Annotated in this window: 15 protein-coding genes; 8 read left to right on the plus strand and 7 right to left on the minus strand. The window is 49.9% G+C overall.

All coding sequences use genetic code 11. The features are described from left to right. Positions 1-14 precede the first annotated feature (14 nt). Positions 15-1,589, minus strand: coding sequence for a nitric oxide reductase transcriptional regulator NorR (gene norR, locus ABT56_RS00185; RefSeq protein WP_047876943.1), 1,575 nt, complete (start codon positions 1,587-1,589; stop codon positions 15-17). Positions 1,590-1,828: 239 nt separating this feature from the next. Here norR and norV point away from each other — a divergent pair, with 239 nt between their 5' ends. From norV to ABT56_RS00200, 3 genes are all read left to right on the plus strand, one after another. Next, positions 1,829-3,361 (plus strand): anaerobic nitric oxide reductase flavorubredoxin, encoded by a 1,533-nt coding sequence (gene norV / locus ABT56_RS00190; RefSeq protein WP_047876838.1) that lies wholly within the window; start codon positions 1,829-1,831, stop codon positions 3,359-3,361. Further along, positions 3,361-4,524, plus strand: a complete 1,164-nt coding sequence (gene norW, locus ABT56_RS00195) for an NADH:flavorubredoxin reductase NorW (RefSeq protein ID WP_047876944.1) — start codon at positions 3,361-3,363, stop codon at positions 4,522-4,524. Before norV ends, norW begins: the two co-directional genes overlap by 1 nt. 115 nt (positions 4,525-4,639) lie before the next feature. Then, positions 4,640-4,993 (plus strand): TehB family protein, encoded by a 354-nt coding sequence (locus ABT56_RS00200; protein ID WP_047876839.1) that lies wholly within the window; start codon positions 4,640-4,642, stop codon positions 4,991-4,993. Positions 4,994-5,079: 86 nt separating this feature from the next. Here ABT56_RS00200 and ABT56_RS00205 read toward each other — a convergent pair whose 3' ends face one another. Continuing rightward, entirely contained in the window at positions 5,080-6,369 is a 1,290-nt protein-coding gene (locus tag ABT56_RS00205) for a phosphatase PAP2 family protein (protein WP_047876840.1), read from the minus strand. Positions 6,370-6,690: 321 nt separating this feature from the next. Between ABT56_RS00205 and ABT56_RS00210 the strand changes: the two genes are divergently transcribed. The 3 genes from ABT56_RS00210 (at position 6,691) to ABT56_RS00220 (ending at position 9,486) form a co-directional block, all read left to right on the plus strand. Next, the gene (locus ABT56_RS00210; protein ID WP_047876841.1) at positions 6,691-7,485 is read left to right on the plus strand and encodes an oligogalacturonate-specific porin KdgM family protein; all 795 of its coding nucleotides are present in this window, start codon (positions 6,691-6,693) and stop codon (positions 7,483-7,485) included. A gap of 217 nt (positions 7,486-7,702) precedes the next feature. Continuing rightward, positions 7,703-8,158, plus strand: a complete 456-nt coding sequence (locus tag ABT56_RS00215) for a MarR family winged helix-turn-helix transcriptional regulator (protein WP_047876842.1) — start codon at positions 7,703-7,705, stop codon at positions 8,156-8,158. 167 nt (positions 8,159-8,325) lie between these two features. Next, entirely contained in the window at positions 8,326-9,486 is a 1,161-nt protein-coding gene (locus ABT56_RS00220; RefSeq protein ID WP_047876945.1) for an amidohydrolase, read from the plus strand. 92 nt (positions 9,487-9,578) lie between these two features. Here the strand turns inward: ABT56_RS00220 and ushA are convergent, their stop codons facing one another. Both ushA and ABT56_RS23145 read right to left on the minus strand, forming a co-directional pair. Then, complete coding sequence (gene ushA, locus ABT56_RS00225) at positions 9,579-11,234, minus strand: bifunctional UDP-sugar hydrolase/5'-nucleotidase UshA (RefSeq protein ID WP_047876843.1); 1,656 nt, start codon at positions 11,232-11,234, stop codon at positions 9,579-9,581. Positions 11,235-11,315: 81 nt separating this feature from the next. Continuing rightward, positions 11,316-12,317, minus strand: a complete 1,002-nt coding sequence (locus ABT56_RS23145; RefSeq protein ID WP_053062323.1) for a porin — start codon at positions 12,315-12,317, stop codon at positions 11,316-11,318. Positions 12,318-12,859: 542 nt separating this feature from the next. Here ABT56_RS23145 and ABT56_RS23795 point away from each other — a divergent pair. Together ABT56_RS23795 and ABT56_RS00235 are read left to right on the plus strand one after the other, a co-directional pair. Further along, the gene (locus ABT56_RS23795) at positions 12,860-13,114 is read left to right on the plus strand and encodes a hypothetical protein (RefSeq protein ID WP_157037747.1); all 255 of its coding nucleotides are present in this window, start codon (positions 12,860-12,862) and stop codon (positions 13,112-13,114) included. Positions 13,115-13,649: 535 nt separating this feature from the next. Beyond that, on the plus strand, positions 13,650-16,937 hold the full coding sequence (locus ABT56_RS00235) for an autotransporter outer membrane beta-barrel domain-containing protein (RefSeq protein WP_053062324.1): 3,288 nt from the start codon (positions 13,650-13,652) through the stop codon (positions 16,935-16,937). A gap of 87 nt (positions 16,938-17,024) precedes the next feature. Here the strand turns inward: ABT56_RS00235 and ABT56_RS00240 are convergent, their stop codons facing one another. The 3 genes from ABT56_RS00240 to ABT56_RS00250 are packed head-to-tail and all read right to left on the minus strand — an operon-like array spanning position 17,025 to position 19,757. Next, positions 17,025-17,510 (minus strand): hypothetical protein, encoded by a 486-nt coding sequence (locus tag ABT56_RS00240; RefSeq protein WP_047876845.1) that lies wholly within the window; start codon positions 17,508-17,510, stop codon positions 17,025-17,027. Positions 17,511-17,563: 53 nt separating this feature from the next. Continuing rightward, the gene (locus ABT56_RS00245; RefSeq protein ID WP_047876947.1) at positions 17,564-18,691 is read right to left on the minus strand and encodes an anhydro-N-acetylmuramic acid kinase; all 1,128 of its coding nucleotides are present in this window, start codon (positions 18,689-18,691) and stop codon (positions 17,564-17,566) included. 40 nt (positions 18,692-18,731) lie between these two features. Beyond that, the gene (locus ABT56_RS00250) at positions 18,732-19,757 is read right to left on the minus strand and encodes a M23 family metallopeptidase (protein ID WP_084722111.1); all 1,026 of its coding nucleotides are present in this window, start codon (positions 19,755-19,757) and stop codon (positions 18,732-18,734) included. Positions 19,758-20,055: the final 298 nt, after the last annotated feature.

A 20,055-nucleotide genomic window follows, 5' to 3' on the forward strand; every position in this document is an offset into this window, starting at 1 on the left:
GGTGATCACCAGCATCATTTCAGGCCAAGCCGCTTCATTAGCCGGTGAAGATTACCGGCATCAAGACCCAACTGACGGGCAGCGGCGCTGAGCTTACCGCCGTTAGCGGTGATGGCCTGCTCGATCATTTTGATCTGAAACTGCTCCGTCGCCGCTTTCAGTCCCATCTCGGCCGCCGCTGGCACTGCCGTTCCCCCAGCCACGTCTGCCACCCCTGTCATCATGGGGGTGATACCGTGCGCCGCCGAGCCCGCCGGTTCACTACGCACCAGCGACAACTGGCCAAAATGAGACGGTTGCAGAACCAGCTCATCTTGGGTCGCATCGGCGCGAGCCAATACCGCCGCCCGGTGAATAGCATGTTCCAGCTCGCGGACATTGCCCGGCCATGAATAGGTCTGGAGCAATGTCATGACATCCGGCGAAAAACGGATCACGCTCGCCCCGAGCTTGGCCCTGCATCGCTCGGCAAAAAAGCCCGCCAACACCGTGATATCCTGCCCGCGTTCACGCAGGGGCGGCACAAAAATCGGAAACACACTCAGGCGGTGATACAGATCGGCTCGAAACCGCCCTTCGGCCACCTCTTCGTGCATCTGGCGATTGGTCGCCGCCACAATCCGGACGTTCACCTTGATATGGCGGTCATCCCCCACCCGCTGGATATCGCCGTACTGGAGAGCCCGCAGCAATTTCGCCTGCAACGCCAATGACAGCTCGCCCACCTCATCCAAAAACAGAGTACCACCGTCGGCCAGCTCAAATTTACCCTGTCGGTTACTGATCGCCCCGGTAAACGCCCCTTTGACATGGCCGAACAACTCGCTCTCGGCCACGGACTCAGGCAGTGCGGCACAGTTGAGGTAAACCAATTTTTTTGCCGCTCTGGCTGACTGGGCATGTACCGCCTGTGCCACCAGCTCTTTGCCGACCCCGGTCTCGCCCATCACCAATACCGACAAATCAGTATCTGCCACAGCGGCGATATGCGCTTTCATCTGCTCCATCGTTTCTGACTGGCCGATAATGGCTGAGGTATCCCCTGCCATCGCCAATCCGGGTTCGGGCGTCACCGCCGCCACCCGTTCAAGCCTGTCCATCAGCAGGGCCGTATTCAAACTACTGGCCGCCAACGCACTGATGATCCGCAGATCCTCATCATCCATCTGATCAAACTGGGCCGGATCCAACGCATCAATGGTGATTGCGCCAATCAAACGATCATCAAACACCAAGGGCAACCCCATACAGGAGTGCACCTTGAGATCCCCGCTATGATGGGGGATCAAGCCATCATAAGGATCAGGCAACTGGCTATCGGCCGGAAAACGGACAATATCCCCCGCACGGGCTATGGCCTCCAGACGGGGATGCTGAGACAACGCAAACCGCCGCCCCATCACATCCGGGGCCAACCCGTTAGTGGCAAGTGGAATAAAATGCTGGTCATGATAGGTCAGCAAGGCCGAGGCATCGCACCGCACGCTCATGCGCACCGCATACAATAGCCTCTCGAAACGATCTTGGTTCGACATTCCCGAGGCCAAATCCAACGCGACCCGAACCCATTCTTTACTCACTTGTTGCACTTTTTCACCCTCTTTTATCCCCATTATGCCCACTCAGAGAATGTCACATTGACAACAACAGTATCAAAAAGACAATACAAATAACATTGTCAAAACGACAACAAAAAACAAGAATTAAAAATAACCCATTATTAAACAATAAGATAAAAAGTTGGCATAGCCCATGCAATTACTGAAACATCTAAATTTTATTTCGTCATTGATTCAATGACCTCAGTTAACGCATTAAGGGTATAGCCATGAGCATCCATGTAAAAAACAACATCCACTGGGTTGGCCAACGCGACTGGGAAGTACAAGATTTCCACGGCACCGAATTCAAAATGACACGCGGCACCAGCTACAACAGCTACCTGATCCGCGAAGAAAAAACTGTGCTGATCGATACCGTAGACCACCGCTTCAGCAAACAATTCATCCAAAACCTTGAAATGGAAATCGACCTAGCCAGCATCGACTTCATTGTTATCAACCATGCCGAAGAAGACCACTCAGGGGCACTATCGGCCCTGATGGAAAAAATCCCCGGCACGCCGATTTACTGCACCGAAAATGCCATTGATTCCATCGTCGGCCATCACCACCACCCTGAGTGGGACTTCCGCCCGGTAAAAACCGGCGAGAGCCTCGATATCGGCAATGGCAAGCAACTCGTGTTCGTCGAGGCACCGATGTTGCATTGGCCAGACAGCATGATGACCTACCTAACCGGCGATGCGGTACTGTTCAGCAACGATGCCTTCGGCCAGCACTACTGCGACGAGCACCTGTTCAACGACGAGGTTGACCAGAACGAGCTGATGGATCAGTGCCTGCGCTACTATTCCAATATCCTGACACCGTTCAGCGGGCTCGTCACCGCCAAGATCCAAGAAGTGCTCAGCTTCAATTTGCCCGTCGATATGATCGCCACCTCACACGGTATCGTATGGCGTGACAACCCGGTACAAATCATCGAAAAGTACCTCGAGTGGGCAGGCAACTACCAAGAAGATCGGATCACTATTTTCTACGACACGATGTCAAACAACACCCGAATGATGGCCGATGCGATTGCCCAAGGCATCCACGATGTAGATCCGGGGGTTGCCGTGAAGGTGTTCAATGTTTCGCGCCATGACAAAAACGACATCCTCGCCAATGTCTTCCGCTCCAAGGGAATCTTGGTCGGCTCGTCGACCATGAACAATGTGATGATGCCGAAAATCGCAGGTATGCTGGAGGAGATTACCGGCTTGCGATTCAAAGATAAAAAAGCCGGGGCTTTCGGCAGCTACGGCTGGAACGGCGGCGCTGTCGACCGGATCCATGCCCGCTTGACCGATGCCGGTTTCGAAACCACCGTCAGCCTGAAAACCAAATGGCGACCAGACGGACTGGCAATGCGCCTTTGCCGCGAACACGGCCAGTATATTGCCAAGCAGTGGGCGCTGCACGACCTTGCGGTGACGCCCCTATCAGCACCCGCCCTGTCGCCACGGCCTCAAGCAGCGGAGCCCGCGACACTAACTGCAGCCATTGACCCCGTTGCCCCAATTGCCCCAGCGGCTACCCAGCAACCGGCCGAAAACCACCATGATGAGCATGGCGACGATTGCCAGTGCATGATTTGCAGTGTCTGCAACTGGGTATACGACCCGATGCTAGGCGAACCCAACCAAGGCGTTGAACCGGGCACACCATGGACTGCAGTACCTGACTACTTCCTTTGCCCTGAGTGCCATCTCGGCAAAGATGTGTTTATCGCCCACCCGCGCAGCGAGGTGGCATGATGAACGCGCCTATTATCATAATCGGTAGCGGCTTTGCCGCTTACCAACTGGTAAAAACCCTGCGCCGAGCCAACACGGAAACACCGATCGCCGTGTTTACCCAAGATGCAGGCCATGACTACAACAAACCTGATTTGAGCCATGCCTTCTCGAAACAGCAAAGTGTCGAGGATCTGATCACACTGCGCGGTCCCGAATTCGCCGCCCAGAACCAGATCAGCCTATACGCCCACCATCGCGTCACGGCTATCGACACCCAGCGTAACGAAATCACCGCCAACGGCGAGCAGTACCGTTATAGCAAGCTTGTGCTCGCCACCGGAGCAAGCCCGTTTGTACCGCCAATGGCGGGCAATGCAGCCAATAAGGTGCACACGATCAACTGTCTTGACGATTTCGCCCATCACCAGGCTGCTATCGACCAAGCCAAAGAGGTACTGATTATCGGCGGGGGGCTGATCGGCACCGAACTTGCGGCCGATCTGGCAGCAACCGGCAAGACAATCACCCTTGTCGAACCGGGGCGCACGCTAATGGGAAGCCAGCTAAACCGCTATGTTGCGACCGAACTGGCTGACCAACTCAGTGAAAGCGGCGTGCGCATTTACACCGGCAGCCATATCACAGCCCTTGACTACAGCGAACCCGGCAGCCAACAAGGCCGACTCATTGCCACCACCAACACAGGCTCGGCCATCCATGCTGATGCCGTTATTGTTGCTGCGGGCTTAAGACCCAATATTGGCCTTGCCAAGGCAGCCGGGCTCAAAACCAACCGGGGGATCTGTGTCGACCGCTACTTGCAAAGCTCGGTAACGGATATTTACGCCCTTGGCGATGGGGCTGAAATCGACGGTGTGGTTATGGCTTATCTCCAGCCCATCGTACTGAGTGCCTCGGCACTGGCCAAAACCCTATTGGGCCAACAAACAGCGGCACACTTCCCGCCGATGATAGTGAAGGTGAAAACACCGAGCTACCCGATCCAAATCGGCGGCAATACCACAACCGAGGTCAAACGGTGGAATATGGATATTGGTGATAGCGGTATTCAAGCCAAAGCCTACGGTGAACATGACACCTTGCTCGGTTTTATCGTCACCGGTCAGCAGACAAACCAAGCATTCCCGCTACTGCGAGAGCTGATGTCTACCGCACACTAAAACCAACAGAGACTGATATAGCGATCCGCACACGGTGCCAGTGACCCAGAGATCTGGCATCACTCATCGCAATCTCATTGATTCGACACACTATGACTACAGAGAGGAAAGACCCATGAGCCACCAACGTATTCCAGCCCATTGGACTATCCAGCGTTCGACACCGTTTTTCACCAAACAAAATGTTCCGGCGGCATTACTCAGCCATCACAATACCGCTGCCGGTGTCTTCGGCCAGTTATGTGTCATGGAAGGCACCGTCATCTATTACGGTTTTGCCGATGAAACCAGCACCGAACCAGAAGCTCGCGTCGTCATCAATGCCGGTCAGTTCGCGACCAGCCCTCCGCAATACTGGCACCGAATCGAACTGAGCGACGATGCCCAGTTCAATATCAACTTCTGGTCAGATGCCGACAAGCAGGGTGAAAAGCTGGTCAACACTCGCCGTTCGGCAGACGATAACTAACATCAGGCTTGGCATTCGGCCCTAACGCCAAAACAGGCAGGGCCGTTACCTCTTAAAGCCACGCGGCCGCCATTATCTTTTCGCAATCAAAATCGGGTCGAAATAGAAAGGACTATCGAACGACCATCATAATTGGTCTTATCAACTAGGTTATTGTCCAATTTTGACTTGATATAGGTGTATTTCAGGCCTGCCTCCCAATTGGGGGACAGTTGGTACCCCACACCGGCATCTACATTGAAATAACTGTTATCATCCCAATATTGGGCCTGACCCGACCCCGACAGATATAAATCATCCGTCAACATATACCTTGTCTGGGCTGTCAGGCTGGGTAGGAAAGACCACGTTGTACTGTCGGCGTACTGCCCCCCTTGTTCCTTGTCGACCCCGACGCTGACCATATGCAGATAACCGCCTAAACCAACATCCATTTTCAGGGCATCTCCGTCATAAACGTTCTTGTATAAGCTGGCCCCCAGCATCCAGTGACGGAACTGAGCATAAATATCCTCCCCTGTTTTGTATTCGTGCCCATCCAGCGAAAAATTCCGGCTTACCTCACCACGTCTCCGGGTCTCATTGGGGTTGAACTCCAGCTCAAGAAAATTACCGTTATCCAAGTCCCTCTGGTAATTGATATAAGCAAAAGGCTGGTACTTATCAACCGCCCCCGTCCCTTCGAGATAAGAGCGAGCGCCAAAATGACCGGCTGAATCGGCCAAGTTAAATCCCATTCCCAGCTCGAATCGGTTCTTCTTGGCCCCTTGATGTTGCATTACGGCACGAGATCCCTTGCCGCCAGTGGGCTCAAAAGCCTGATTGGTGACCGTCATCCCCACGGCAAATCCATCAGCGGTTGGCATAGCATTGAAATAGACACCATCGGCCCGGTGGGGTGAAACGAAATACTGGTTGGTCAAAAACGCAATGCCCGCCCCCGCAATCACATCACCGGCAAAATGGCGGTTGCCATGCATTCGGCTGTAGCCCACAAAGGTCGCAGCAGCATAAGCGGGGCTCCCCCATGCAGAACCATAACGAGACTGTAAAAATGCCGCCCCAGAAAAAGCCGCGCCAGTATGGCCTGATGGAAATGAGTTCCAACTGCTGTCATTGGGACGGCGGCGACCGACACCTTTCTTTAAGCCATGTATAGCTAATTGAGCACTCAGCGTAGAGTATGCAAGCTGCTTAGCCCCTTCTGCATCATCATGCATCCAAGCCGCGAACAAGCCTGTTGCCGGCAGCAATATCTGTATGGCATCACCGGCAACCACCATCGAATCATCTACCGAATCTGTAATGGCATTAGCCTGCACGCCAGCCGTCACTAATGATGCTGCAACCGTCAAAGAGACCAAACCTGCTTTCATAAATACCCGCCACTAATTTCAACGTTAAACATTTGCGCCCTATACATCTTCAAAGCACTCACTTTGCGGCAAATAATTTTACATCAAACATATTGGCATTCAAGAGCGTTTTTCAGCCAGCATGACACCCAGCAAGCAAACCACTTTCAATTCAACACATTACACCGAATTGCATTTAAATCATTAAGAATACACACCTACCAATAATGAACGAACGCTGAACAAAGATGGATTAACACTGATCAAAACTTGATCATTCGACATCAAACCAATATATTCCACATCGAACCATTTAGCTCATAAACACATATAGGTATTACAATGAAGAAATTACTAGCCATCTCAATTCTTGCCACTCTATCTATCCCAGCCATGGCCAATACCTCACTCGATATCTCTCAGATATCCAATAGCGAGACAGAGCTAAAAGCTGGCTACGGTTTTGACAATGGCTTGAAATTTGGTGGGGAATTAGTCTTCAAGGATGGCCTCAAAGAACTCAAGGAAGGGACGGTTGCCGCAGCATGGCGCTTTGATATCACTACCGGCTTTTATGTTGAGCCACAGCTAGCCTACACCATGCCCCATAAAGGCAAGGTAATGGAAACAATCGCAAACCCAGACCCACTTGAAGGTGGAGTGACCCACCTTCGTGGCGAGTATGAAACCGGCAATACCTTTAAGGTTGGCCTAAAGACAGGTTACGACTTTGATAACGGCTTCTCGGTAGCGGCCCGCTACCGCTATGACATGCGCAAGGATGATGCAAAATTGGTCGCCGTCAGCAAAGGAAAACGCATCACCGATGAAACTCTTGGCGGTACCAGCCCATCAGACCGTGTTCATCGTACCGACCTGACCCTTGGCTACAGCTTCGACTTCGTCGACCTTTCGGCCAACTGGGTTCACAAGCAAGGTGAAGTAAAGATCAACCACGATGCACTAGACAAAGCGATCGGTAAGCAAAAATACAAGGCTGACGATTACGAGTTCAAGGCCGCGTTTACCAAGGCTGGCAATTTCATCCCTTACGCCCAATACACGGTGAAGACTCTAGAAGGCAAGAGCAGCGATATCGACAACCAATTCAAAGTCGGTATCAACTACCGATTCTAATAGATTAATAACAATATCCGTTGGCTTAACACTGTTTGCGCCGAGAGGTCCTGTCCTCTTCGGCGCTTTTTTTTGCACCAGCATATATGATGGCCCAAGACCGCATTATTCTCCCAAACAAGCCGTTCTGGTAGATTAGACATAGAACCTTAAGCTATTATCAAGAAATATATCCACGCAACCTCAAGATGCTGGATTTACAATTAAGGAATACCCTATGTCTAGCAAACTACCACCATATAAGACTGCTGCTGGTGCAAGTTGGATCGCAACCCGTCTGATCCAGAACAACATGGCGCACCGCATTGCCGAGAAAAACGACAAGATCAATATCGAACAATTATTGATGTTGATGGAACTCAACTATGAAGATGGACTGCGGCCGTCCGTATTGGCTGAGCGGATGATGCGCAGCAAAGGCACCATTTCCAGCCTGATCAAACACGCCCAACGTAATGAATTCATCGCCTCGTCCTCTGATCCCAACCACAAAAATGCCAAGCGCCTGTACCTGACCGTCTATGGCAAGAAAGTTCACGATGAACTCACCCCTATCATCGACGAAGAACTAGAAGCGGCGATGGACGGCGTTCCGGCGGAACTTCGCGAGGAAATAGTCAAAGTCATGTTTAACGTTATCCGCCGTAACCATCCGTCATTCTTCGACTACTGAAAAAGATCAATAGCAGCTTCTACCCACGATACACCTGCGTTTTTTATATACTACCCAGCACGTATATAAAGAACGCAGCGTATCTAGCTAGCGCGATTTAACTCACACTCTGAAACTCAACATCGGCGTAAGCTAACCCTTTGATCCGTATTATCAAAGGTTTCATCATGTCATTCCTTCCACAATCAACCTCACAGTTCGATCCGGTTCTGTTTCGCCAGCAACTCCATCGATTTCCCGAACTCTCAGGGCAAGAACACAGCACAGCCAATGCCATTGCCCGCCAGCTACAGGCATTCGGCCTATCACCCAAAACAGCAGTAACCGCCAGCAATGGCGTGGGGATCGTATGCGAAATAAACAGCGGCAAACCGGGTTCCACAACCCTGCTAAGGGCTGACTTCGACGCCTTACCCATCGAGGAGACAGCCAGCCACGACCATATATCTTGCCACTGCGGCGTGATGCATGCCTGTGGCCATGATGGCCATACCGCCAGCCTGATGACCGTCGCCCACCAGTTGAGCCTAACCCCGCCCTCGTCAGGTCGTGTGTTGCTATTGTTCCAACCAGCCGAGGAAACGGGCACAGGTGCTGCCGATATGATCGGCAACCGCTGGCTGGCCGAGCAGCAGGTAGATCAGGCTTTTGCCTACCACAATTTGCCCGGTTACCCACGCCACAGCGTGATCACCAAACCGGGCAATTTCGCCTGCGCCTCGACTGGGGTATCCATTGAGCTTATCGGCAAAACCTCCCATGCCGCCCGGCCGGAAAACGGTATTAATCCCACCCAGGCGATGGTGGCGCTGATCTCCTTCCTCCAGCAGCTCCCCAAGCAATTCTCCCCCGTGTTTTCCCTTGTCACAGTGGTTCATGCCAAGCTGGGCGAATCCGCATTCGGAACCTCGCCGGGATACGCGAAAATCGAGGCCACGCTGCGCAGTGAGGAAACCGATACCTTGGCGGCGATGCAAAGGGCAATTACGGCGGAGCTCAAGCATCAATGCGAACAGCACCAGCTCGAGTCGACGCTCAACTGGCAGGAGTCATTCCGCGCAGTCGTCAACGCTGCCCCCCAAACCGAACAGGTATTGGCTGCCGCACAGGAGCTCGGCCTAAAAACCGTCGTTTTAGAAGAGCCGATGCGCTGGTCGGAAGACATGGCGGAATTTCTTGCAACCTGGCCGGGCAATATGTTCTGCCTCGGCAGCGGCGAGAGCCACCCCGAATTGCACAATCCGGATTTTGACTTCCCCGATCCGTTAATCGATACGGCCAGCAGGATGTTCCTGCGTCTCATCGATACAATCCACAACGGCAACTAAGTCCTCGCGCCACTATCGTTGAACCCCGCCAGCCATGCCGATAAAAAAGCCGCCTCAATAGAGGCGGCTTTAGTGGAGTTCAAGATTGGAGATTACTTGTAAACAATCTCACCTTTTGGTTCAAACTTGTTCACATCAATCGGTGAGTGCGAGGTAATAAACTCTTTCAGTACCTCTGCATCCACATAGCCGGTGTTGACATAGGCAGGGTGCGTGCTGATCTTCGGATAGCCATCACCGCCAGCGGCATTGAAAGAAGGTACGGTGAAGCGGTAAATCTTCTCAGAATCTAGCGCCTTGCCGCCGATCTTCACATCGGTCACCTTGTCACCGGCAACGGTCATGGTCACACCGGCAAACTGCGCATAGGCACCGGAGTCTTTGCTCTTGGTGCCGACTACATTCAGGTAATCCTGAATTTCAGCCCCCGTCATATCAACGTAAGTAATGATGTTGCCAAATGGCTGTACCGTTAATACATCCTTATAGGTCACATTACCGCCAGCAATCGATGCCCGCACGCCGCCCGAGTTCATCACGGCGAAATCTGCCTTGGCACGTTCCATGTGAGACATGGCAATCAAACGGCCGAGGTTAGTCTGGTTGTTGCGCACAATACTGCGCTCGCCTTGCAGATCACCATTGGTCTTGCCAATCACAATATCCAATGCCGCTTCGCCCTTTTCCTTGAATGGTTTCAAGGTAGTGTAAACAGACTGATCCTGCGCAATTTCATCTTGGATGAATACTCGAACCTTCTTGCCATCAGCCGTCTTCACTTTCTTCTTCAGGTTAACCGGGATCAGCTCATACGATGCCAGCGTAAACTCGCCGTTTTTGAAGGTATAGTCAGCGCGGCCGACGTACTTCCCCCACTCATGGGCCTGAACGATAGTTGTACCGTTCTGTACATCCGGCACACACTTGTCGCCCGCCTTGAATTTGGCATAGCGATTCGGGCCTTCCATACATACGGGCTCCTGCGAGTGGCCGCCGACGATCATATCCAGATCGCCTTCATTCACGTAGCGGGCAAGCAGTACATCACCCGGCGCATTCGAACCGTGGTTACCATCTTGGTAATGGCCCATGTGGGTCGCGGCGATAATCACATCAGGATTGTGCTCTGCCTTGAGTTCCGCGATCACTTTCTTCGCTTCAACTTTAGGATCTGTGAAGGTGACTTCGGCAATGTATTCAGGATTACCAATTTTGGCGGTGTCTTCGGTGGTCAGACCGATAACCGCAATTTTGACTCCCTGCTTATCGAAGATCTTGTACGGCGCAAACATCCGCTTGCCATCTTTGTAGATATTGGCAGCAAGGAACGGGAAGTCAGCCCACTCAACCTGCTTGGCCAGTACATCAAGCGGGTTATCGAATTCGTGGTTGCCCACTGCCATGGCATCATAACCAATCATATTCATGCCGATAAAATCAGGCTCGGCGTCCTGCAAGTCTGACTCCGGCACACCGGTATTGATATCGCCACCAGATAACAGAAGAAGCGAGCCTCCCTCGGCCTTTACTTCCTCGCGGATTTGGTTGATCAACGTCGCACGGGCAGGCATCCCCAGTTCGCCATTGCGGTTGTGCCAAAAGTTACCGTGGTTATCATTGGTATGCAAAATAGTAATGCTGTATTCCTTGTCCTTTTCCCAACCTTGGGCAGTAGACATATCAAGGGCAGAACACCCGGCAGCAACAGCACCGGCCAACAGGGTAAGGGCAATATTCTTAATTTTCATTGTGAACCTCGGGTAGGTATAAAAAAGGGCTTCCCGGAGGCAGTAAACCGAGAAACCCTGAGGCAGAATCAAACTGTCACATTAGAACCAGTAGTAAGCCTTAACGAATGCCAGCGCTCCAGAATCCATTTTATCTTCGCCTTCAAGCACATCACCGATAGCGACTTCGGCAGCCAGCTTCAGGTTCTTGGCGTACATATATTCAGTACCAATAACACCGTAGATTGAGGAATCCGTGTCGCCGTCAACATCGGCGTAGTTGATGCTGGCCAGCAGGCTCAACTGCTCTGACAATGCGTACTTACCACCAAGGTTGACGCCGAATTCGTTTTTGTCAGCACCACCGTTGAAGTTCTTGGTTTCATCAAATACCAAACCACCGAGCATCACGTTGCCGAAGTTTGCTTCTGCATGAAGAGAGTAAATTTCTGTCTCATCCCCAACCTCTGCACCGGCGATCACCGTAAAAGCATCACCGTAGTAACCAATGAAACCATTGGTCACTGCACCGTATAGCGAGTCAGTAATGTAGCTGTACTTCACCGGTTCACCGTCTTTGGTATCACCATCCCAGCCTTCCAGAGAGTGGGAAACCGACATCTTAACCTTGCCGAATTTACCGATATAGCGAATCGTGTTGTCCTGATCACCCGCTTCAGAGATACCCAAACCCAATTCGTTGGTCACGTCACCAAATGCATCCACTTTGTCGTAAGCGGTATCGGTACGGCCAAATTCCATGGCATGATTGTCAGTAAAGTTGTAACCCACCATGACTTTGTCGATAACCAAACGCAGGTGGTTATCTGGTAGCCAGTGCTCACGCTCGGCATCAATTTCAAACTTGGCGTAAAAATCACCGGTTTGACCCTTCAGGCCAATAGTGGCAAATGATTGGTCTACATACGTAGTATCTGGTCCCATTGGCGTTTTGTCTGTATCAGAAACAATCGTGCCACCAACTTCTGCACCACCGTATACTTTAATGTTATCGCCATTATCATTTTTATAAATAGTAGCGGCTTGTACTGTGCCACCCACAAATAGTCCGGCAACTGCCACTGCTAATAATTTTTTATTCATTGTTATTTACCTTTGCCCCAAACAATGGGATTCGACCAATTCATTAACGTCAATAATAATCGTGACTACGATTAAAAAAGCGTGGCAATAATAATGTGGGCATAACTAATAACTATTCGGTGGATCACACTTTTTCGGCAAACAAAAAAATAAAAGCATTTTTTCACTGCGACATGATTGTAATCGAATACATTTTATTAAACTTCAATATCACGATATAACAGATAAATCATTCAAAAATAGATTATATATTAGTCACATGATTTAAATCATAACTAATGGTTACCTTATCTGTTGTTTTGAAATATAAAACAACCAACAAATAACGCAAAAGGAATAGCGATAATGTAAAAATCCCAAACCTAATAAGAAAATTAAGCCAAGCACTCTTTGGAGGAATAAATTATTTTTACCTATTAATTTTGTAATAGATGGGATAACCCTACATTATCTCGGGAAATCTAGAGCTAAGTACCATGTTTAAATGGCTCCTAACAGCTAACAGCCCGTAAAAAGCCCTAGAGTAAGAAGGGAAGGCATTGATGAAAAAGATAAAAGCCAGTGTGTTAAGACTAGCTTTTATCGGTTGGCAAGCGTTTAGCAAGTTGCGAGCAGCTAATGTTTTTCACGCTGCAATGAACGATTATCATGTTTTTCCATCTGATCAGCATCAGGCTGATATGAGTTGTTATAAATTTCTGGCGTTGAACACCCGAACAAAAACAGCGCAGCTAATGATACTAAAAACACCTTCATATAACTCTCCCGTCTGTTTAACAACTTCAATAATAGCCTAACAAAAAATGATGTGTAAATAGAATTAAGTCAATTATTTAATAACGACATTAAATTCCATTTTAATATAACCAATATAAACACTGAAAAATACAAGTCATAACAGACACAAAAATAAAATCACACCCACAACAAAATCCTGTGAACTCTCATTTTATATGTTGCGTTTATTATTTTTAATTCATCATTCAGTGTGAGTCTATCTACACTCTGATAGACTACGGCGCCATAAACCAGCGAAGGCTTTCTCTCTTCATATCTAAATCAGTTATACGCAAGTATAAAATTTGTCGGCAAACACATAACCAGCACTGTTAATTACCTCTGTCTCGCCCCTGTACAAGTAAACCCGTCGTCTCAGATCCAACTATCCAGTCTCATCTTATTGAGTTTCACGTTATTGGCTCTCCGTAACGGTTCTTCACGCCTAATCTACTCATAAAAGCATTCTCATAAGACCCGTTGCTCTTGAGACAAATAAATATGACAACAATGGATAGGAGCCACCTCATGGTAAGGTATTTTCAACGATACAATATGATACATGCGCTAGGTTTCGTTCTTCTGTTCAACTTATCCATTGGGAAGGCTCTAGCTGCATTTGTACCAGCCCCAAATACCGTACAGTTTCGGCTTGAGGGCTGTAACAATGGCGGAAATATTCCACTGCTTCCCTCTGGCAATACACTGCCCAATACCGATGGAAACTTCACCTGTCAGGATCCCTCAAGCCTGGGAGGCAACGACACGCCTTATACCACAGGTAACTTGGGCAAAGGCTGGAATGAGCTTGATCTGGTTCCTCACCGATTAATAGCGACCAACGGCAACAGTTCCGGCGCTATCACCTATGATGTCATTATTGCCGCTGATAATGCTGATAGTGGCGGTGTCATTGGTTATGATCAGATTGCCGATGTGCAAATTATCCAATCGCCCGATACCTTGAATGTTTTTTCAGATGCTTCCTGCTCGGTCACCGTTGGCGCTCAATCCATTGATAGCAGCGGTACGGTAACAGGAGGGATTGACTCGGTTATTTACCGCCAGTTAACCATTACCCAGGCAGCAAATACGACCTGTGTGATTGACTGGGCCAATCGAATAGCTATCGGGGCCAACCAATTTTCAGGTTCATCCTTACAAGCCTATATGTTTGAATCCGAAGACTTTCAGCAAGGAAAGAAAACGGTACCCATTTCTGTAAGAGAGCTTGTCGCAGCCGGAATACGTAAAGACATGACGGCGACTCGAGGAGGCGGGCAGGTATGGAATGTTACAAAGTCAGCCACCCCATCAACCATCGATTTGGGAAACACCTGTGATACAAGCACCAGCAATTCAGCTGAAGTCACAATTCGAGTTGAGTGGAGCGTACTCCCAACGCAGGGGGATAGCGTATTAGTCATCACCAATATCTTTGCGACGAACCCTTCCGCTCGAGAGATGGCCGTTGTAATCAGCGATACCATTTTTGGCGATCCCGACGGTGCGGCGGGCGGATCCCCCATTGCCGCCTTGGATACCGTAACCTCAGGGGAAGAGACCCTGCTGCCAGGGCAAGAGAAAAAAATACTCACTCATACCTATAATGCCCCAGGAGCAGTGAGTGATTTAAGTGATACGGCCGTTGCGACATTTATTGATAAGGTCACCGGGATCGCATTTGATATTACCCCTGAAGTCAGTTTTGATTTGAACAACGACGGGCTCGGAATCCAACCATCCGGCCAAGACACCAGCACCGCAAATATTTCCGATACGGAAAAAATCACCGGGAATGGCCTTAGTTACCAAGTTGATAGCCTTGGCGGCGCTGGTGCTGACGGCTCATTCAGCAACAACTATTCCCTCGGCACACCACTGGAAGCCTCTGATCCTGATTTAGTTTGGACCTCCATGACCCAAACACAGGCCGGTTTTGCCGAATTCACCAAAACAATTACAGCGAACATCGCGACAACGTCTTCAGGCACGCTATCTGATTGGGCATTATTGACAGCGTCAGATGGCTCGCAGGCCACAAGCGGTACTCAAGATAATCCCGTGTCCATCCAAATTACCCGCTCAGCATTAATTAACCTCGATGTTGAGCTGACAGTACCGCCTTTGGTGAGCCCTGATACTTTGCAATGTACCGTAGAGATAACCAATGCCAGTAATCAAATTGTAGATACGCTTCTGTTTGAATTTTCCGGCAGCGAAAATATATTCACCAAACAACACACATCCAACAACCTTGATCCCGAGCAGCACACTGCCACCGTGACCAGTTGTGGCGGCTTAGCTGGCGAGACCATCAAACTCGCAGATCTTACACTGCCAGCCAATCCCACCAGCGCCGACTGTGAGGATAAAATCGCCTTTATCTTTACAACACCGGTACCGGAAGATCCCGTGCTCGTGGCCGTTGACAAAATTACCTTACCAGAAGGAGAAGAAAACGGATGGATTATGACTCTCTCCGGCCCTGGTACGGGTGCTAACGGCATAACATTGGTTACCAGTGATTCCTCCCCCGGAAACTTTGAGTATTTCCAAGGTGCCAACGGCAACTTTGAACTGCAAAACGGTACTTATACCATCACGGAATCACCCAGAGAGGGCTGGCGCCCCGTATCCAGCAGCGGCTGCAACTTTGACGTCGATGTTATTCGAGATGCAGGCACCACCAAGTTTTGTTCTTTCACCAATACCAAAACCGGCACAATTATTATTCACAAACAAACAAAACCGAAATATGGCGAAGGCTTTTCATTTACCCATGACATTGACCCTAATGTAAATCCGTTCAATCTGGATCATGGCCAGTATCAACGCTTTGATGGTGTATTACCCGGCAGCTATAACATTGTAGAAACTGATCCCGGCCCGGATTACTCACTGGCTAATCTTACCTGTTCAGAATCATCAGCGATAAACAGCCAAATTGATATCGCTTCTCGCCAAGTCAGTATCGAGCTGGAGCCCGGCGAGCTTATTGAATGTACATACACCAATGTCAAAAACGGTATGGTCATTCTGGATAAACTGACCAACGGTTACCCGACAGAAGACCGCTGGCAATTCACACTCTCTGGTACGGGCGTCAATACCTCCGCCTTCACCCCTCCAAACAGAATTGATTTTGCAGGAATCAAACTAAAGCCATACCATACATACACGCTGTGTGAAGTCGGGGTTCCTTATGGCTGGCAACCTGTATGGGTGGTCGATACCAATAATGACCATTATGCCGACGAAGTACTTTTCTTTGATGTCAGAGCATCAAATTCACCGGTGAACTATAGAATCGGAGCCAGCCAAGCCTTCAACCCCGATGCCGAGACCCAAAAGGTCGGTGAGGGCAACCTACGATCCTGCGTGAACTTTGTTGTGAAACCAGGCCAAGCGCTGTATTTTAAAGTTGATAATATTCAATTCGATAAACCCAAAATTGCAGACAAGCCTGAACCAAACGAACCTTGTTACGACAAACCCGTCTACGGGCATTACCTCGGCACGGAAACGTTCCAATCCCAGAGTTATCAACTAGGCAACCACACTATCCAAAATTGTGAAATTGCAAAAGAATTGCTGGAGAAAAAAGCCCCATCTAGCAATGTTGAATACTTGGCGACCAAACTATTCAATGCTCAGCTTCATCAACATTTTGGGTTGAAGACATGCCACAAGGCAAACAATGCCATGAAACATGCGCATGAAATGTTGCTGAAATATCGTTACAACGGCCAAAGCCAAAGATGGGGGCTCAGGGATAGGTACCAAGCATCAAGGCTCAGTCATGATTTGGACTTATATACCGCTCAACGGCTTTGCCCATAAATAAAACGATAACATCAATATAAACAAAAAAACCGAAGGGATAACCACCGCCTTCGATTTTTCATTTTTAGATAATATTAATTGCGCTTAATACTTGAACTCAAAACTTACCGAGCCGCTGTCTACATCTACCGTATTTTCATCGCCAAGCTCACCACCAGCTTGGACAGAAATACTAAAATCATCCGTGGCATTGAATTTCACACCGCCACCGAATTCTGTAGGATCAGTGGTATTCTTATTTTGGTAGACACTATATTTATCAACCCTATTGTTGCTTACCGGCCGGGCCCCCTCGCCAACAAACTCAACTGTCTGGCGCTGAGATTGCGAAGCATCAATAAAAATTTGCCCCAACTGACGTTTCGGTGTTGTTGTTTGAGGTAAGGATGTATTCGGCAAGGGCTCAGTAAGCATGGGTGACGACTTATCACTCGCCAAGGATGGAACGCTGAATGCACTCACGGCAAGAACTACCAAGCCAATTCCAATAAGCCTCTGCTTTATCGATCCATTTTCCATCATCATCCCACCATTTACCGTGCTAGCAGCACTGCCCAATAACACTGACATGATGCCATACATCCTATTGGCTGTGAACTCAGTGGGAATAGATGCCTGTTTCGTTACGCGGGGTAAATAACCCCAAGCGATGCAAGCCGAGAAGCCCCTGTCACTTCAGGAACATTACTCGGCAACCCATGCATACGCTGGCGGGCCAGCCAGGCAAACGCCATTGCTTCCATATAATCGGGATCTACACCGGCATCACGGGTATTGGCCACCGACCAATCAGGCAAGAGTGCCGCCAAGCGAGCCATCAGCTGCGGGTTATTGCCCCCTCCGCCGCATACCAATAACTGCGGTTGTGGTCCCTCGTCAAAGAGCTGGACCTGCTCGGCAATCGTCGCGGCGGTAAATGCCAACAAAGTCGCCTGAACATCTTCCGCAGCCAGCGTTTCATCAACCGCACTTTGATACTGTACGATCTGGCTTTCCAGCCACGGCAAATTGTAGTGCTCACGACCGGTACTTTTCGGATAGGTGCGGGCAAGATAAGGATCGGCCATCAACTGTGCCAGCAATGTCTCCTGCACATGGCCACTGGCAGCAAAAACGCCACCTTGATCATACTTCTGGCCCAGGTGCTGATACACCCAGGCATCCATCAGCATATTGCCGGGCCCGGTGTCATAACCCAGTACCGGCATATCCGGTCGCAATACGGAAATATTGGCAATCCCACCAATATTGAGGATCACCGTTGTCGAATCACGCTGCTCAAACAGATAGCGGTGGAAGGCCGGTACCAAAGGAGCCCCCTGCCCCCCCAGAGCCATATCCTTGCGCCGAAAATCGGCTACAGTGGTGATCCCAGTTCGGGCCGCGATGATGTTGGCATCCCCCAACTGGGTCGTAAACGGCCACTGGCCATCAGGCTGATGGAAAACTGTCTGGCCATGGTTGCCGATCGCAGTGATCTGATCCGCAGCCACATCGGTCTTTTCAAGCAGGTATAGTATCGCATCGGCAAATAACTGGCCCAGCTGGTGGTCCAGCTCGCCTATCTGCTTGAGTGTTGTCGGCTGTCCAATACAGACATCCAGCAGTGCTGCCTTAAGGGGATCGGGCATCGGGAAATCCACAGAAGCCAATAGTTCAACCTTCTGCGCCTGATCCATCGCAACCAGAGCAACATCCACACCATCAAGACTGGTGCCCGACATTACCCCAATATACAGTTCCCGTGCCATACCATCTCCAAAGCGGCTACGATTGCCGACAATCATTAAATTACAACCTTGAGGTCGCCACCATAGGCAATGCCTTAAGGCCACTCCCCCCGCTTTTAGCCGTCTGAATCGGATCCCTTTTCGGTTCAGCCGACTCAATCGCATCCAGTGCCTCGACCTGTACCGCCTGAGTCAGTTTAACCTGCATGGTAACGACACGGCCGACCATATCAAGCAATGACGTCCACTGTACCGTTTTTTCCTTTTCAAACAAGCTGTCGAAATTATCCGGCGTCCACTCGACAAACGAACGAGGGTTAAGAGCGCGGCCCAAGAAGCGCAGCTCATAGTGCAAATGGGGGCCCGTCGACAATCCAGTGTTACCCGTCCAGCCCAGAAGATCCCCCTTGTGGACAAACTGACCTGACTTCACATTGAACTTCTTCATATGGGAATAACTGGTCGCAAAACCAAATGAATGGTTGAGCTTAAGGAAGTTTCCCGAGCCTTTGTTGCTTGGGCGGGTCACCTCCACCACGCCGTCGGCCGGTGAGAAAATTTCCGTGCCGATATTAGCGGCGAAATCCAGACCCAGATGACGCTTGCGCTTACCCGTAACCGGGTGGATCCGAACTCCGTATTGAGACGACATACGGGTGCCCGGTGTCGGGCTGCCATTAGGGATCAAGCTAAACAATGTTCCGCGCACTGCCGAGCTAACCGCAGCACTGTTGACTCTCTTCTCAAGCGTCGCTGCGCCACCTTCTACGCCCGCAACCCCCAAGACAGCTTCAACGTCATCAATCCTCTCGCTAAGCATCGAGAGCTCGGCTTTCTTCTCTGAAAGTTTTTCAAGCAAAGCCTGGTTGGTGGCATTCTCCTCGGTAAGCGACTCGCTGAGGGTACTCATCTGCTGCAGGGACAATTGGTTGTCTTGATACAGGCTATAAACACTGTATCCACCGATGCCGAGTCCGGCAAACAGCGACAACCCGGCCAATGCAAAATAACGTTTTTTAAGGCGGCTAATTAAATAATGAGAGGTGCCACGATGATCGGACACCGAAATACAAATGTTGTCTGACATAAAAAGCTACTTATTACGAGTTAAACGACAAAGCAAGAAATCCGCCCCTCTGCGGCACGCTTGATCATTCATCCCTATAATCAGCTCGACCTTACGCCATAACGACATAGCGTTTCTTTTAACTTGCATATCAATAATAATTGAACCATAGCGACACTATTGCCTTCCAACCAATGGAAACAACAACGCACCGTCACCATGCAACGCCACGACAACGTTCGCTATAGTTACTTTTTTTGTAGTAATTTCGGCTAATGATAATGTCAAAATCCATCTATCGCCACCACCATAATGGTAA

Origin of the sequence: Photobacterium aquae (genome assembly GCF_001029445.1) — a bacterium.
GTDB lineage: Bacteria > Pseudomonadota > Gammaproteobacteria > Enterobacterales > Vibrionaceae > Photobacterium > Photobacterium aquae.